This is a genomic window from Thioclava sp. (assembly GCF_048263065.1).
In the GTDB taxonomy this organism is placed as follows: domain Bacteria; phylum Pseudomonadota; class Alphaproteobacteria; order Rhodobacterales; family Rhodobacteraceae; genus Thioclava.
In genome coordinates this window covers 100,902-116,486 of the sequence record NZ_JBLXEM010000008.1, presented here as the reverse complement: position 1 = coordinate 116,486, position 15,585 = coordinate 100,902, and the positions used below count along the sequence as shown (strand labels likewise).

The following is a 15,585-nucleotide window of genomic DNA, read 5'->3' as shown; positions in this document are numbered from 1 at the left end:
GCTGCAAGACGCGCAAGTCATGCCCTCGACATCGACGGACAGTGTTTCAAAAGCGCTTGTTTCGCCGTTGGAACTGGTGCTCATGTCCATGTGCGTTCTCCTGATCGTATGCGTTGAAAATCGGAATCTGCCGACCTCTTGAGGCAGAGATAGGGGTTCCAGCAGGTGGAGGCTCAAGGGGGTAGAAATGGTTGTTGGACGATTCAACCGCCAATTTGCGCAAATCTCACGGCGTGTTGATGCAATAGCACTTGCTAAGGGCGCATCACGCAAGCGTGACTTTTCCTTCCTGCTACTGGAGGGTTTATCCTGCCCTCAGGAGGAATGTTAAGATGAATATCGGATCCGCCGCGACGCAGACCGGGTTGCCGGTCAAAACCATCCGCTATTACGAGGAAATCGGCCTCGTCACGCCGGACAGGCGCGCGAATGGCTATCGCGATTTCGACGCAGGCTGCGTTGAGCAGCTACGGCTTTTGGCGCAGGCGCGTCATCTCGGCTTTTCGCTTGAGGAATGTCGCCGCTTGCTTGCGTTGAGCGCCGACGAAGGCCGTGCAAGCCGCGATGTGCGCGCGCTAGCGCAGCAAAATCTGGAAGCGGTGCGCGAAAAGATCGCGTCTCTCAATGCGCTAGAGGCGCAGCTTGAAGGGCTCATCGCGCAATGCCACGGCGATGACGCCCCCGATTGCGCGATCCTCGACGAGTTGATGGGCCTGCGCACGGATTGACAGGCGCGTGCAAGCCTAGCAGATATAATTGTGAGACAAACGGGAGAGACATGCGAAAGGCGCTGCATATCTTCGTGGTCGGGCTGGTTGTGATGATGGGCCTATCGCAGCTGGGTGCACCCGCTGCGGCGATGACCCATGCGCGCGCGATGGACGCGTCCACGATCACAGATTGCGCGGCCTGTCCCGACGGACATCACACGGGCCAACCCGCGCAGGACATGCCCTGTCCGCATGCGCAAATGCTGGTCTCGGCTACTCTGGTCTTTACGCCCGAGCTTTCTCTGAGCCGAGTTGATCTGTCTGTTCCGCTCCGGCCTGCCGTCATAGCGGCCCCATTGGCACATGAGCCCCAGCTCGACCTTCCACCACCTCGTATCTGATCGATCACACTTTCGCATGCCCCGCTCCCATCGGCGCGGGAACTCGTGTTTCGCGTCCGCACTCGGGCGCATGATCGAATTGGATACACAATGAAACCCTACATTCTCACTGCCGTCATCATCGCGGCAATCGCTGCGGGCGGATGGCTCGCGATGCAACCCAAAAGCGGGACCGAGGCGGAGGCCGCAACACCGACCCAAGGTGACCCGATTGTCTCGATCACCCTTCCCAAGTCGCTTTCCGCGCAAGCTCGGATGGGCGAACGAGCATTCAACGCAACATGCGTGGCGTGTCACGGCGCGAACGCAACCGGCAAAGCGGGTTTCGGACCGCCGCTGGTGCATAAGATTTACGAACCCTCGCATCACGGCGACATGGCCTTCCTCGCTGCCGCGCAGATCGGCGTGCGCGCCCATCACTGGCGTTTTGGAAATATGCCGCCGCAAGAGGGCCTGACCCGCGCCGACACCGCAAATATCGTCACTTACGTGCGCGAATTGCAGCGCGCCAACGGGATCAACTGAGATGCAGACTTTCAAACCGAACCGCCGTGCCGTTCTTGCCGGAGCGGGCGCAAGCGCGCTGACATGGCGCGCGGGCTTCGCCCAGAGCGCAGCCGTCGTTCTGACCGCGCAGCGCGCAAACGCGCAGATCGCGCCCGAGGGCTACCCACAAACCGAAGTCTGGGCCTATGACGGCGCGCTGCCCGGCCCGCAATTGCGCGTTCCCCAAGGCGCGCGGTTGCGCCGCCGTTTCGTCAACAAGCTTGATGTGGCCAGCTCGATCCACTGGCACGGAATCCGCATCGACAATGCAATGGATGGTGTGGCGGGACTCACGCAAGACGCCGTGCCGCCGGGGAACAGTTTCGCGTACGATTTCATGCTGCCCGATGCCGGAAGCTATTGGTATCATGCGCATACCAACTCGATGGAGCAGGTGGCGCGGGGGCTTTCAGGCGCGCTGATCGTCGAAGAACCCGAGGCCCCGGATGTCGATCGCGACGAGGTTCTAATGCTTGATGACTGGCTGCTCGACCCCGAGACCGCGCAGATCGACCCGGATTTCAGCCAGCCGATGACTCTCAGCCATGGCGGTCGCCTTGGCAACCTGATCGGCACGAACGGGCGTTTCAACTACGCGCTTGCCGTCAAGCGCCACGAACGGTTGCGCTTGCGTCTGATCAACGCCTCCAATGCCCGGATCTTCGTGCTGCGGCTTGTCGGGCTGAGCGGCTGGCAGGTGGCGCTGGACGGAATGCCCTTGCCAGCACCGCAACCCGTCGCGCAGGAGATGGTCATCGCACCTGCGCAGCGCATCGACCTGATCGTCGATGTCACGGCCGAGGGCGCGCAGTCCGCGATCGAGCGCTTGGGCAATGATGATCAATGGCATACGCAGGTCGGTTTCGAAATCGCAGGCCAAGCCAGCCGTGCACGGCGCGATCCACCATCGGCGCTGCCGCCCAACCCGCGCATGGATTTGCCCGATCTTGCGCAGGCGCGCTCGCTTGAGATGAAGATCGAAGGCGGCGCGATGGGGCGGATGGCGATGGGTCAGATGCGCACTCTGATGCAAGGCGGCAATTTCTGGACGCTGGCTGGTCAGGCCGGGTTGGGCGAGGCTCCCTTTGCCCGGCTGTCGCGCGGCGAACCGGTGCGGCTGCGCCTGCTCAACGACACTGCCTTTCCCCACGCGATGCACCTGCACGGGATGCATTTCCGCGAGGTATTACCCCAGAGTAAGTTCGGTCCGATGCGCGACACGATCCTGACGATGGCGGGCCAGAGCCAGGAGATCGCCTTCATCGCCGACACCCCGGGCAAATGGCTGTTGCATTGTCATATGCTCGCCCATGCGGCGGCGGGGATGACAGCTTGGATCGAGGTGGCGTGATGAATTGGACCCCTGCATTTTACGCGCTTGGTGTGCTGTCTGGGCTGGCGATGCCAGCAAGTGCTGGCCCGCTTGATGGGCGCGATATAGCGACGGGTAAGCGGCTCTATGGCGAGACCTGCGCAAGCTGCCACGGCGCGCAGCTTGAGGGCCAGCCAAATTGGCGCGAGCCAGGAGCTGACGGCATTCTGCCCGCGCCGCCACATAACGAAAGCGGCCACACTTGGCACCACGATACCGGGCTGCTTTTCGATTACGTCAAACGCGGCGGCGCAGCGGCGCTTACCGACCGTGGAGTCGGGGATTTCGCCAGCGGCATGCCCGGTTTCGCCGAAACCCTCGAAGATAGCGAGATCCTCGACATTCTCGCCTTCATCCGCTCGACATGGTCCGACCGAATGCAGGCGGTGCAGGCGGAACGCGACGGAAATTGAAGGGGGAAAGTTATATTGCCAGTAACGTGAGATTTGTCGCGCCTTGGCTTGCCAATCTCTGGAAAGGAACGACCGGTAGCCATCTTGGGGTCAGGACCCATTGATTCCAGTTTCTTGGCGTGTTTCAGCGTTCGAAAACGGAGCCGTTATATGTTTGATCTTTTCTGACTGACCGATGCGTAGAGGGCGCGTATCGAGCCCTACTTCCCGAAATCGCACGGCAAGCCACGTGTCGATGATCGCAGGGTATTGAGCGGGATTATCTTTATCAACCGCAATGGCTTACGATGGCGCGACGCCCCGAAGGAATACGGTCCTCACAAGACGCTCTAAAACCGATGGAATCGATGGAGCGAAAAGGGCGCCCATTGAGCCTATGCGTCACTGCCGATCCCACCTCTCGACGCTGCAAGCAGCTCAAGTTGCCTGTGAAATACGACAAACGCCGCGACCGCATAGAGATCATGTCCGGCAGGCTCAAGAACTGGAGACGCGTAGCAACGCGGTATGATCGCGGCCCCAATGCCTTCCTCTCGGTTATCGCGCTCGCTGCTACTGTCATCTACTGGATCTAAGGCCGCGGACCCTAAGACGTAGTCGAATACGCGGCCCTTTCCACCCATCGACCTGCGCACGCCGGTTCGCTTCGTCTTCGTGGCGGTCGATACTAGCTCATCGTGCCACGTTTAATGGGCAACCATAACGTGCCTGACGACCGAGTAATCCTCCAAGGCGTAGGATGACATGTCCTTGCCATATCCCGATTGTTTCATGCCCCCGTGCGGCATCTCGTTGGTCAGCATGAAATGGGTATTTACCCAAGTGCAGCCATATTGCAGTCTTGCTGCAACCTGCATCCCCTTGGACACGTCCTTGGTCCAAACCGACGAAGCGAGGCCATAATCGCTGTCATTGGCCCATTTGATCGCATCGTCGGGATCGTCGAACCGCGTCACCGAGACCACGGGGCCAAAGACCTCGCGCCGCACGATCTCATCGGTCTGAAGCGCGCCCGCGACCACGGTGGGCTTGTAGTAAAAGCCCGGACCCTCAGGACGTTCGCCCCCCGTGGTGATCTCGATATGATTGGCCTCTCTCGCGCGCGCGACGAAACTCGCCACCCGGTCGCTTTGGCGCTGCGAGATGAGCGGCCCGATCTCGTTAAGGCTGTCATCCTCGTGACCATAAGAGATCTCTGCCACGGCATCCGTCAGACCAGCGACGAACTTGTCATACACATCGCCCTGCACATAGACGCGGCAGGCGGCGGTGCAGTCCTGGCCGGCATTGTAGAAACTGAAGGCGCGCAGCCCTTCGATGGTGGCCTCGAGATCAGCATCGTTGAACACGATGACCGGAGCCTTACCGCCCAACTCAAGATGCGTGCGCTTGATCGTCTTGTTGGCGGCTTCCAAAATTTTACGCCCCGTCGCGATATCGCCGGTAACCGAAATCATCGCCACTCTCGGATGGTTGATCAGCGCAGAGCCCACCGTTTCGCCCCGTCCCAGAATGATGTTCACAACGCCTTCGGGCAGCACCTCGGCAAAGATCTTTGCCATGGCCAGCGCGGTCAGCGGGGTCTGCTCGGACGGTTTGAACACCACCGTATTGCCCGCCCCAATCGCAGGCGCGATCTTCCAGGCCATCATCATCAGCGGATAGTTCCACGGCGCGATCGAGGCGACGATGCCGATCGGATCGCGCCGGACCATCGAAGTATGCCCTTCGAGATATTCCCCCGCCACTGGCCCGGTCATGCAGCGCACCGCGCCCGCGAAAAACCGAAAGCAATCCACGATGGCGGGAAGCTCATCCCCCAACGCGAGCGGGCCGGGTTTGCCGCAGTTGAGCGCCTCCAGCGCCGCAAGGTTCTCCGCCTCCGCCTCGATCCGGTCCGCGATTTTGAGCAGATAGCCCGAACGTTCGGCAGGCGTGGTGCGCGACCAAGCCGTGAAAGCCTTCTCGGCCGCGTCCACCGCCTCTTCGACCTGCGCGAGAGAAGCTTCGGGCAGCGTGGTGATGATCTCGCCGGTGCGCGGATTGAGGATGCGCTCCTCAGTTTCCGTGCCTGAAACGAGCTTTGCACCGATCAGCATTTGCGTATCCATGGGGGGTCTCCCTGCTTTTATTTATCTGAACCGGCGGTGTGTTCGCCGTCTTTTGTGAGGTAGTAGGCCGCGAGGATTGGAAGGACTGTCACAAGGACCACCGCCATTGCGACCACATTGGTCACAGGGCGCTGGCGTGGGCGGACGAGCTCTTCGAGCATCCAGATCGGCAGCGTGGTTTGATTGCCGGCGGTGAAAGTGGTGACGATGACCTCATCAAAGCTGAGGGCAAAGGCCAGCATCCCGCCCGCCAGCAAGGCGGTTGCGATATTGGGCAGGATCACGAGGCGGAAGGTCTGCACCCCGTCCGCACCCAGATCCATGGCCGCATCGATCAGCGCCCCCGATGTGCGCCGGAACCGCGCCACGGCATTGTTGTAGACAATCACGATGCAGAAGGTCGCGTGGCCCAAGACGATGGTCCAAGTGCTGAACGGAATGTCCAAAAGCGAAAAGGCCGAGCGCAGCGAAATCCCGGTGATGATCCCCGGCAAGGCGATGGGCAGGATCACCAGAAGCGAAATCGTCTCGCGTCCGAAAAACTTGGAGCGCGCCACGGCGGCAGCGGTCAATGTACCAAGGATCAGCGCCAGAGTGGTCGAGATCGCGGCCACTTTCACCGATAGGGCCATGGCCTCCCAGACATCCGCGCGCCCAAGGGTGACGCCGATCCATTTCAGCGTGTAACCGGGCGGCGGCCATTGAAAGCTCTTCTCCTCGGTCGAGAAGGCATAGAGGAAAATCAACGCGATGGGAGCGAGCAGGAAAACGAGCCCACCGAATGCGGCCAGCCTGAGAGCCAACGGAGATCGGTTGTCAGAGTGCATCGAACGCCCCCATCTTGCGCGCGCCCCAAAGGTAGATGCCCATGATGACGATCGGCACCACAGTGAAGGCCGCAGCAAGCGGGATGTTCCCGGCCGTGCCTTGCTGAGTATAGACTGCCTGCCCGATAAACAGGCGCGAATTGCCCACGATTTGGGGCACGATGTAGTCGCCCAGCGTCAGCGAAAAGGTGAAAATCGAGCCAGCCACCACTCCCGGCAGCGCGAGAGGCAGCAACACCATGCGAAAGCTCTGCCGCGGCGTTGCGCCAAGATCGGAGGCGGCCTCAGTGAGATCCTTGGAGACCCGTTCCAACGCCGCCTGCATGGGAATGATCATGTAGGGCAGCCAGATATAGAGAAACACGAGGAAGGTGCCGATATAGCTGACCGACAAGGAGTTTCCGCCGATCACGGGCAGGGACAGAAACCCGTCCAGCAGCCAAGTCAGATGCAGCTTGGCGAAGATCCAGTTCAGGATGCCTTCCTTGGCAAGCACGAGTTTCCAAGCGTAAACCTTGACCAGATAGCTTGACCAGAGCGGCAGCATGACGCCGACATAAAACAGCGCCTTCCATTTGCCCTTCGCATAGCGGGCGGCAAAATAGGCGATAGGAAAGGCCAGGATCGCAGCGGCGATGGTGACAGATGCGGCCATCGCCACTGTGCGCAGGATGATGTCGAGATTGTAGGGCCGCAGCAGCTCGCCATAGGTTTTCAGCGTGAACTCATGAACCACGACGCCCGAAAACTCGTCGATAGAAAAGAAGCTCTGGATCAAAAGGGCAATGAGCGCGCCAATATAGACGATCCCAAGCCACAGCGTGATCGGCAGCACCAACAGAAAGACGAACATGCGGGGGTGGCGGATAATCCAGTCCACCGCGCGCGCCAGCGGCCCGGAGCGCGGGGCGAAAAGCGCCGCATTTGAGCTAAGATCGCTCATGCTTCTCGCTCCATCAGATGCACCCGCGCAGGATCCCAGGAAATCCGTGCCGCCTCGCCCACATCAGGGGTATCTTCGCGCGCCGGGATCAGGGCCGTCAGGCTTTGCCCCGCAAGATCAAGCGAAAGCTTGGTCACCCGGCCGTGAAAGAACCGGCCCGTGACCGTCGCCTCTCGGCCGGCAGGATCAAGGACCACATCCTCGGGGCGCAGCGAGGCCCATTGGCCCACACCCCCGACTCCCGCAAGATCGGCGGGGAGCACGTTGGAGGAGCCGACGAAATCGGCCACAAAGCGCGTATTGGGGCAGCGATAGATGTCTTCGGAGGTGCCGATTTGCTGGATTTTTCCCTCAGCGAAGACGGCCACACGGTCGGCCATCGACAGGGCCTCATCTTGGTCGTGGGTGACGAAGACAAAGGTCAGCCCCAGCGCACGTTGCAACTTGCGCAGCTCTTCCTGCATCTGTTCGCGCAGCTTCAGATCGAGCGCGCCCAAAGGCTCGTCCAGCAACACCACGCGCGGCTTATTGATCAGCGCGCGCGCCAGCGCGACACGCTGACGTTGGCCGCCCGACAACTCTCCGGCGCGGCGGTGGCCATAGCCGCCCAGCTCGACAAGTTCCAAGGCCTCTTCGGCGGCGCGGTGCCGCTCGGCCTTGCCCACGCCCTTGACCCGCAACCCGAAGGCCACATTTTCGCGCACGTTCATATGCGGAAACAGCGCGTAGTTCTGAAACACGGTATTCACGTTGCGCAGATAGGGCGGCACGCCCTCCGCACGTTCACCGAAAATCTCGATTTGCCCGGCGGTCGGTTGTTCGAACCCCGCGATCAAGCGCAGGCAAGTCGTCTTGCCCGAACCGGACGGGCCGAGCATGGCGAAGAATTCTCCATCACGGATCGAAAGATCGACCTCGTCCACGGCTTTTACGGGTCCGAAATGGCGCGAAACGCCTTGGAAGGTCACGGCATCAGTCATCTTTGGTCTTTCGGGGGGAATGCGCCCGGACCCGAAAAGGGGTCGGATCCGGGCGGTTTATAGCGATCAGCGGCCGCCAATCACACCGATGTAGTCGGACACCCAGCGGTAGTAGGGCACACAGTTGTCTTGGCCGTCACAGTTCGACACCGGAGTTTGCCAGAACTTGATCTTGTCGAAATCGTCGAGACCGTTCTCGGAACAGCCTGCAGCGGTTTGCATCCCCGATCCGTCCGCACAAGCCTCGGGCACGGAGGGCACGGCGCCAAACCACACCGAGAGATCGGATTGCAGGTTCGAATTCAGCGAATGCTCCATGAACATGTAGGCGCAATTCGGATGTGCCGCCTCGGAATGGAGCATCAGCGTATCGGCCCAACCCGTTGCGCCCTCTTCGGGGATCACGGACGCGACCGGCAAGCCGTCGGCTTTCAGCAGATTGACCATGAAGGGCCATGAGGACGAGGCCACCATGCCCTCGTTCTTGAAATCATCGATCTGGATGAAGGCGTCATGCCAATAGCGCGATACCAGCGTGCGTTGGACGCGCAAAAGATCCAGCGCGGCGGCGTATTGGTCTTCGTTAAGCGCATAGGGGCTGGTGATACCTAGCTCGGGCTTGTGGGCCATCAGATACATCGCAGCATCCGCGATATAGATCGGCCCGTCATAGGCCTGCACGCGCCCCTTGTTGCTTTCGCCATCCGGGAGAGCCATCTCCTCGAACACGACGTTCCAGCTTTTGGGCGCCTCGCCAAACACCTCGGTGTTATACATCAGCACGTTCGGCCCCCACATGAAGGGCGTGCCGTAATGCGTGCCCTTGACGGTGTGCCACGGGGCGTCCTTCAGGCGATCATCGACGCGCGACCAGCTTGGGATCAGATCGATATTGACCGGCTGCACACGAGCGCCTGCAATCAGGCGCAGTGAGGCGTCACCCGATGCGGTCACCAGATCGAAGCCCCCTTCGTTCATCAATGCGACCATTTCGTCCGAGGTGTTGGCGGTCTTGATTTCGACCTTGCAGCTTGTCGCCTCTTCAAACTTGGTGACCCAGTCGAAGGCCGGATCGGTTTCGCCGCGCTCGATATAGCCCGGCCATGCGACGATGGAGACGCTACCTTCCCCCGCGCCCAGTTCGCTCAGCATATCGGCGGCCTGCAGCGGAAGCGTTGTGGCAGCGGTGAGTGCAAGGCCAGATACGCAGCCTTTGAAAATCTGTTTCATCATGACTTTCCCTGTTGCAACGAGAGTTGGAACTCTCTTGCGCACGAGCCTGTGAAACTCCGTGAGCTTTCACAAATTCAATTCTCAGGTTTTAGCTATCGGAAAAACTGATACCTAGAAATCATCGCGTGTTTTTATGAACTTGCGCTGCAAGAACAAATTCGCGCGCCACACGCGAAAGGGGGGCGCCTTTTCTCCAGACGATTCCAACCTGCACAACTGGCAGGCTTCCCGATACATCTCTGGACACAATACGGTCACCTTCAAGAGACCAGCGGCGATAAACCATCTCCGGCAAAAGCGCGATTCCCGCGCCCGTCGCCACCAATGAGCGCACCGCCTCTACAGAGCGGGTTCGAAAGGCCACACGCGGGCGCGCCCCAAAGGCCGACAGCAACTTGCGCGTCGCTTCTTCGACCTCGTCGATCCTCAACATGATCATCGGCTCACCCGTGAGATCCTCGATCGAGACGGAGGGCCGCGTCGTCAACTCGTGTCCGTTGGGCAGCCAAAGCTGGTAGGGCGAGGTATCGATGATCTCGGTCTGCAGCGCCATGCGGTCGCGCATGTTGCTCGTCACCATCACCGCCACGTCCAACTCTCCGCCGACCAAGAGATGCTCGAGATAATCGCCTGAATCTTCCGATGCCGTCACCTCAACCTGCGGATTGGCACGCCGGAACCGGGCGAGAATATCCGATAGCACATAGCCCGCCACCAGCGAGGTCACCCCGACATGCAGCGTCCCGGTCAGGTCGTCACTCTCCTGCGTCAGGGCGTGGCGGGCATCGGCGACCCCCGCGAGAATGCCCGTGGCATGGCGCAGAAACTGATGCCCCTTATGGGTGATCTCTAGCCCGCGCGCGTGCCGCGTGAACAATGGCACACCGAGATCGGCCTCCAACTCGCGGATCGCTTCGGTGACCGCGGATTGTGAGATCGCAAGCGTCTGCGCGGCGCCCGACACGGTGCCGGTCTCGGCGACCGCGATAAAGTAGCGAAGCTGTTTAAGTGAAAATGCCATCTCACGTTCTTAGCGTGTCAATCAAAGCGATGTCTATCGCGCGCGGAATTGCTTGATAGATTGCACATCGCTGACTTGGCGCACGAGTTTTGATGTAAAACCGGCGACGTTAGATAAGGCCTTTGACCCGTCGCCCCGCCGTGATGGCACGCAATTGCACTCTCTGGGCGCAATGCTGCCTTGGTGACAAGACCAGCCAATGATCTTGTCGCCCAATCCCTCCTTTGCAGGTCGCCGGGGCCGAAGCGTTCGGGGAAGAGGGTGGCGGTGGGAGCGTCGTGTGCGAGGGGCTGAAGGCGGCGCGTTGCTACCTCCTAGTAAGGCCTTTTGAAGTCGATGATTACGAACAGGCGTTCGACCCGGTCGTTCTGATGAAGCAGATCAAAGACAAGCACTGAAAACAGCCAATATCTCAGCTGAATTAGGTCGGCGATTTGCGGGTTTTTTGTTTGCTGTTTGCGTATCTAGAATTTGCATACTTATACCATCGGAATACATGTTTTTCCAGCCTTCGCGAAGCGACATCACGGTATCATCCTGAAATTCAATGATTTTATTGGGCAATTCTAGGCGCTGACGGCGCCATGCGCACAAGCTTATGCCCCACTGGCACTGAACCCGCATCCGCCTCCTGAGCGCGAGGGGACAGGAACGTCACGTCGCAAACCTTGAGTCTGCGACGAGGTTAGTCCGCACGCCAACCGGTTTTAAGCGCATCAAACTGCTGGCGCAGGTGGCGCGCGATCTGGGCGTATTGTGGGGCCATCGGACTGGATTTGCGCCAGACAAGGCCGATGGTGCGTTTGGGGCGTGGCGCGGGCAGGCGCGCAACTGAGACGTCCGCGGCGCGCATCTCGGTCCGCACGGCCATTTCCGGGATCAGGGTGATCCCGATTCCCGCCCCGACCATCTGAACAAGTGTGCTGAGCGAACTACCCTCCATCAGGTCTTGGGTGCCAAGGCGCGAGGCCTTGCAAAACGACAATGCTTGGTCGCGGAAACAATGCCCCTCTTCCAACAACAACAGGCGCATTTCCAACAGTCCCTCGCGGCTGGGCACGGGTTTATCGGCATCCGCGCGCGGGCGCACCAACGCGAATTCCTCATCGAAAATCGGCTCTTCGTGCAAACTTGTCTCGGAAACCGGCAGGGCGACGACAGCGATATCCATGCGCCCCTCATTCAGGTTAGCGATGAGGGTTTGCGTAATTGCCTCACGCGGGCGGATGTCGAGGTCAGGATACTGCGCGCCCAACTGACGGATCAGATCGGGCAAAAGATAGGGCGCGACGGTGGGAATCACCCCGATCCGCAACCGCCCGCTGAGCGGCCCATGCGCCGCGCGCGCCAAATCGCCCAACTCATCCACCGAGCGCAAGATGAGACGCGCGCGCTTTGCCAAAGCCTCACCCAGACCCGTCAACCGGATCTGGCGCGCCCCGCGCTCAACCAAAGGCGCGCCGAGGATCTCCTCCAGCTCTTTGATCTGAAACGAAAGTGCTGGCTGCGAAATCGCGCAAGACTCGGCAGCACGCCCGAAATGGCCATGACGCGCGAGGGCCTCAAAATAGCGCAGATGTTTCAGCGTCACCGGAATCATAAGCCAGCCTTATATCACACATTAGGAAATCAAAATTTTAATTATGATAAAGCCTGCTATGTTGAAAGCAGAAATTTGGGTTTGATCGGGGCTGCAGGACGCAACCCAGATCTGGCAGGTCAGGGCGCATTGTAGGCCCCCTGCCCACGACACGCGCAAAGGGAGAGCGATCATGGACGGAAATGATGTGAACACGGCTGGCAAATGCCCGGTGATGCATGGCGGCAATACCGCGATGGGGTCGAATGTGATGGATTGGTGGCCCAATGCGCTGAACCTCGACATTCTGCACCAGCATGACACCAAGACCGACCCGATGGGGCGCGATTTCGATTACAGCGAGAGCGTTAAGACGCTTGATTTTGACGCGCTCAAGGCGGATATGCACGCGCTGCTGAGAGACAGTCAAACGTGGTGGCCCGCCGATTGGGGCCATTACGGCGGCTTGATGATCCGTCTGGCGTGGCACGCTGCGGGCTCGTATCGGCTGGCCGATGGTCGCGGTGGCGCAGGCTCGGGCAACCAGCGGTTCGCGCCGCTCAACTCATGGCCCGACAATGCAAGTCTGGATAAGGCACGCCGCCTGCTCTGGCCGCTCAAGAAGAAATACGGCAACAAGGTCAGTTGGGCAGATCTGATCGTTCTGGCGGGCAATGTCGCCTATGAAAGCATGGGGTTGAAAACCTTCGGCTTTGGCTTTGGGCGCAAGGATATCTGGCATCCCGAGATCGACACCTATTGGGGCGCCGAGAAGGAATGGCTCGCGCCGTCTGATGCGCGTTATGGCGATGTCGATACGCCCGACACGATGGAAAACCCGCTGGCTGCGGTGCAGATGGGGCTGATTTACGTCAACCCAGAAGGCGTAAACGGCGTTCCCGACCCGATGAAAACTGCTGCCCAAGTGCGCGAAACATTTAAGCGCATGGCGATGAATGATGAGGAAACCGCGGCGCTGACCGCAGGCGGGCATACGGTGGGCAAATGTCACGGCAATGGCGATGCAGCCAAGCTGGGGGCAGAACCCGAGGCAGCCGATGTGGCCCAGCAGGGTCTTGGCTGGTTCAACCCCGCAATGGACGGCAAAGCGACCAACGCCATCACCGGCGGCCCGGAAGGCGCGTGGACAACCAATCCGCTGGAATTCGACATGGGCTATTTCGACATGCTCTTCGGGCATGAATGGGAAATCACCAAAAGCCCCGCAGGCGCCTATCAGTGGAAGCCCGTCGATATCGCCGAGGCCGATATGCCGGTCGATACCACCGATCCGACCCAGCGCCGGATGCCGATGATGACCGATGCCGATATGGCGATGAAAGTGGACCCGATATATAATGAGATTTGCCATAAATTCATGGCCGATCCCGAGTATTTCAAAGACACGTTTGCGCGCGGCTGGTTCAAGCTGACCCATCGCGATATGGGACCGAGGGCGCGCTATATCGGGCCGTGGGTGCCAAGCGAAGACCTGATCTGGCAAGACCCGGTTCCCGCCGGTTCGACGGATTGGGACGTGGACGCGGTTAAGGCAAAGATCGCGCAGAGCGGGCTAAGCATTGCTGAGATGGTCTCGACCGCTTGGGACAGTGCGCGCACCTATCGCGGCTCGGATATGCGTGGCGGAGCCAATGGCGCGCGCATCCGTCTTGCCCCGCAAAAGGATTGGGAAGGCAACGAGCCTGCCCGCCTTGTCAAGGTGCTGGGCGTGCTTGAACCGATCGCGGCGGCGGCTGGCGCGTCCATCGCGGATGTGATCGTGCTGGCGGGCAATGTCGGGCTTGAGCAGGCGATCAAGGCCGCAGGCTTTGACATCGCGGTGCCCTTCGCACCGGGCCGAGGCGATTGCACTGATGAGATGACCGATGCCGATAGCTTCGACGTGCTTGAACCGTTGGCCGATGGCTTTCGCAACTGGCTCAAGAAAGACTACATCGTCAGCCCCGAAGAGATGATGCTGGATCGTGCGCAACTGATGGGTCTTACCGCGCCGGAAATGACGGTGCTGGTGGGCGGAATGCGCGCGCTTGGCACCAATCACGGCGGCAGCAATCATGGCGTCTTTACGGACCGCAAAGGCCAGTTGACGACCGATTTCTTCGTCAACCTGACCGACATGGCCAATAGCTGGCATCTGGTGGAAAACGGCAGCTATGAGATCCGCGACCGCAAGACTGGCGCGGTGAAATGGACCGCCAGCCGCGTCGATCTCGTCTTTGGATCGAACTCGATCCTGCGCGCATACGCCGAGGTTTATGCCCAAGACGATAACCACGAGAAATTCGTGCGTGATTTCGTCGCGGCCTGGAACAAGGTGATGATGGCAGATCGCTTTGATCTGGCGGGTTAAGCCCCCTCACCTCTCAAAGGTGATCTAAAAACCAAAGCGGCGCGTGGCCCCCCTGCCCCGCGCCGCTTTTTATCTCGCGACCTTAGCCAACGCGTTGCTGTTGCGCTGGCTTGCAGGCGCTATCCAGAAACGCCACCAGCTCATCGCCGTGCGGGCGCAGGGTTTCGCGCAGATCGTGATCACCCGTCACCGCTAAAAGCTGCGCCGCGGGCTGAGCGGCTTGCAGGCGCAACGCGTCATTGAACGCCACGCTGGTATCCTCGCGCCCATGCACCAAAAGCACCGGACATTTGACTTGGGTGATGGTGTTGATCGGCGCGATGTCATCAAACCGCGCGCCGATCACGCGTTCAACATGGCGCAAGATATAGCTGCCAATCACCGTAAACGGGATGTGATACTGCGCCAACCATGCGCGCATCACCTCGCGCGGATGAGCAAAGGCGGACAGGCTGATCACAGCGCGAATATCATCGTGATGCGCGGCATACAGCAGCACGGCCCCGGCCCCCACCGAGTGGCCCAATAGCGCGATGTCGTCGGGATCAATCTCGGGGCGGGTGCGCAGATAGGCCAGCCCTGCGCCGATATCCTCGGCAAAACGCGGCATCGAGGTAAATCGCTCATCATCGCTTTCACCATGGCAGCGCGCATCCACAAACAATACCGCATAGCCCGCCGCCCGCAGCGGGGGCGCGATTTGCAACATCATCGACGCATTCGCCCCCCATCCGTGCATCACCAACACCGCCGGATGGGGCCCGGGTGTGTCGGGTAGAACCAGCCATGCAAACAGCGACTTTCCATTCGGTCCCGCAAGGCAAATGTCTTGCGTGTTTTGGGCCGTCAACCCCACGTCTGCGGGTGTAACCTCATGAGCCAAACGAGGCGCCGCCAGCCCGCGCAGCAGCGTCCAATGCACCAGCCAACGCGCGCCTAAAAAAATGACAAGCGCAAGCGCCAGATAGGTCAGAGTCGCAGTTGTCACGGGTATCACCAATCGCACAGAGGAAACGTGGACTTGATCTAGGGGGCAGGCATGTGCCGGACAAGGCAGCAAGGCGCATGGGCGACAACA

At 60.2% G+C, this 15,585-nt stretch carries 14 protein-coding genes and 1 pseudogene; 7 read left to right on the top strand and 8 right to left on the bottom strand.

Annotation, left to right across the window (positions count from 1 at the left end; translation table 11 throughout):
• The first annotated feature begins 332 nt into the window (after nt 1–332).
• From ACN0SD_RS12960 to ACN0SD_RS12935, 6 genes and pseudogenes are all read left to right on the top strand, one after another.
• On the top strand, nt 333–728 hold the full coding sequence (locus ACN0SD_RS12960; protein WP_417808651.1) for a MerR family DNA-binding protein: 396 nt from the start codon (nt 333–335) through the stop codon (nt 726–728).
• Nucleotides 729–778: 50 nt separating this feature from the next.
• Nucleotides 779–1,111 (top strand): hypothetical protein, encoded by a 333-nt coding sequence (locus ACN0SD_RS12955; protein WP_417808650.1) that lies wholly within the window; start codon nt 779–781, stop codon nt 1,109–1,111.
• A 90-nt stretch (nt 1,112–1,201) separates the two neighbouring features.
• Nucleotides 1,202–1,636 (top strand): c-type cytochrome, encoded by a 435-nt coding sequence (locus ACN0SD_RS12950; RefSeq protein ID WP_417808649.1) that lies wholly within the window; start codon nt 1,202–1,204, stop codon nt 1,634–1,636.
• Between the two features lies 1 nt (nt 1,637).
• Nucleotides 1,638–3,008 carry a multicopper oxidase family protein gene (locus ACN0SD_RS12945; protein ID WP_417808648.1) on the top strand — a complete coding sequence of 457 codons (1,371 nt, stop codon included), beginning with the start codon at nt 1,638–1,640 and terminating at the stop codon, nt 3,006–3,008.
• Nucleotides 3,009–3,058: 50 nt separating this feature from the next.
• Complete coding sequence (locus ACN0SD_RS12940) at nt 3,059–3,442, top strand: c-type cytochrome (protein WP_417808656.1); 384 nt, start codon at nt 3,059–3,061, stop codon at nt 3,440–3,442.
• A 192-nt stretch (nt 3,443–3,634) separates the two neighbouring features.
• Nucleotides 3,635–4,017 (top strand): annotated as a pseudogene (locus tag ACN0SD_RS12935) (transposase).
• Nucleotides 4,018–4,128: 111 nt separating this feature from the next.
• On the opposite strand, the gene ACN0SD_RS12930 reads toward ACN0SD_RS12935, so the two are convergent.
• The 7 genes from ACN0SD_RS12930 to ACN0SD_RS12900 all read right to left on the bottom strand — a co-directional run bounded on the left by ACN0SD_RS12930 (nt 4,129) and on the right by ACN0SD_RS12900 (nt 12,157).
• The gene (locus ACN0SD_RS12930) at nt 4,129–5,553 is read right to left on the bottom strand and encodes a gamma-aminobutyraldehyde dehydrogenase (RefSeq protein ID WP_417808647.1); all 1,425 of its coding nucleotides are present in this window, start codon (nt 5,551–5,553) and stop codon (nt 4,129–4,131) included.
• A 17-nt stretch (nt 5,554–5,570) separates the two neighbouring features.
• Entirely contained in the window at nt 5,571–6,380 is an 810-nt protein-coding gene (locus tag ACN0SD_RS12925; protein ID WP_417808646.1) for an ABC transporter permease, read from the bottom strand.
• Nucleotides 6,370–7,323, bottom strand: a complete 954-nt coding sequence (locus tag ACN0SD_RS12920) for an ABC transporter permease (RefSeq protein WP_417808645.1) — start codon at nt 7,321–7,323, stop codon at nt 6,370–6,372. Before ACN0SD_RS12920 ends, ACN0SD_RS12925 begins: the two co-directional genes overlap by 11 nt.
• Nucleotides 7,320–8,303 carry an ABC transporter ATP-binding protein gene (locus tag ACN0SD_RS12915; RefSeq protein ID WP_417808644.1) on the bottom strand — a complete coding sequence of 328 codons (984 nt, stop codon included), beginning with the start codon at nt 8,301–8,303 and terminating at the stop codon, nt 7,320–7,322. The genes ACN0SD_RS12920 and ACN0SD_RS12915 overlap by 4 nt, the downstream gene beginning before the upstream one ends.
• A 66-nt stretch (nt 8,304–8,369) precedes the next feature.
• Nucleotides 8,370–9,533 (bottom strand): ABC transporter substrate-binding protein, encoded by a 1,164-nt coding sequence (locus ACN0SD_RS12910; protein ID WP_417808643.1) that lies wholly within the window; start codon nt 9,531–9,533, stop codon nt 8,370–8,372.
• A gap of 121 nt (nt 9,534–9,654) precedes the next feature.
• Nucleotides 9,655–10,557, bottom strand: a complete 903-nt coding sequence (locus ACN0SD_RS12905; protein ID WP_368393276.1) for a LysR family transcriptional regulator — start codon at nt 10,555–10,557, stop codon at nt 9,655–9,657.
• 685 nt (nt 10,558–11,242) lie between these two features.
• Entirely contained in the window at nt 11,243–12,157 is a 915-nt protein-coding gene (locus ACN0SD_RS12900; protein ID WP_417808642.1) for a LysR substrate-binding domain-containing protein, read from the bottom strand.
• A gap of 172 nt (nt 12,158–12,329) precedes the next feature.
• Between ACN0SD_RS12900 and katG the strand changes: the two genes are divergently transcribed.
• A complete protein-coding gene (gene katG / locus ACN0SD_RS12895; RefSeq protein ID WP_417808641.1) occupies nt 12,330–14,507 on the top strand; it encodes a catalase/peroxidase HPI in 2,178 nt (725 codons plus the stop codon).
• 82 nt (nt 14,508–14,589) lie between these two features.
• Here katG and ACN0SD_RS12890 read toward each other — a convergent pair whose 3' ends face one another.
• Entirely contained in the window at nt 14,590–15,495 is a 906-nt protein-coding gene (locus ACN0SD_RS12890; RefSeq protein ID WP_417808640.1) for an alpha/beta hydrolase, read from the bottom strand.
• Between the last annotated feature and the right edge of the window lie 90 nt (nt 15,496–15,585).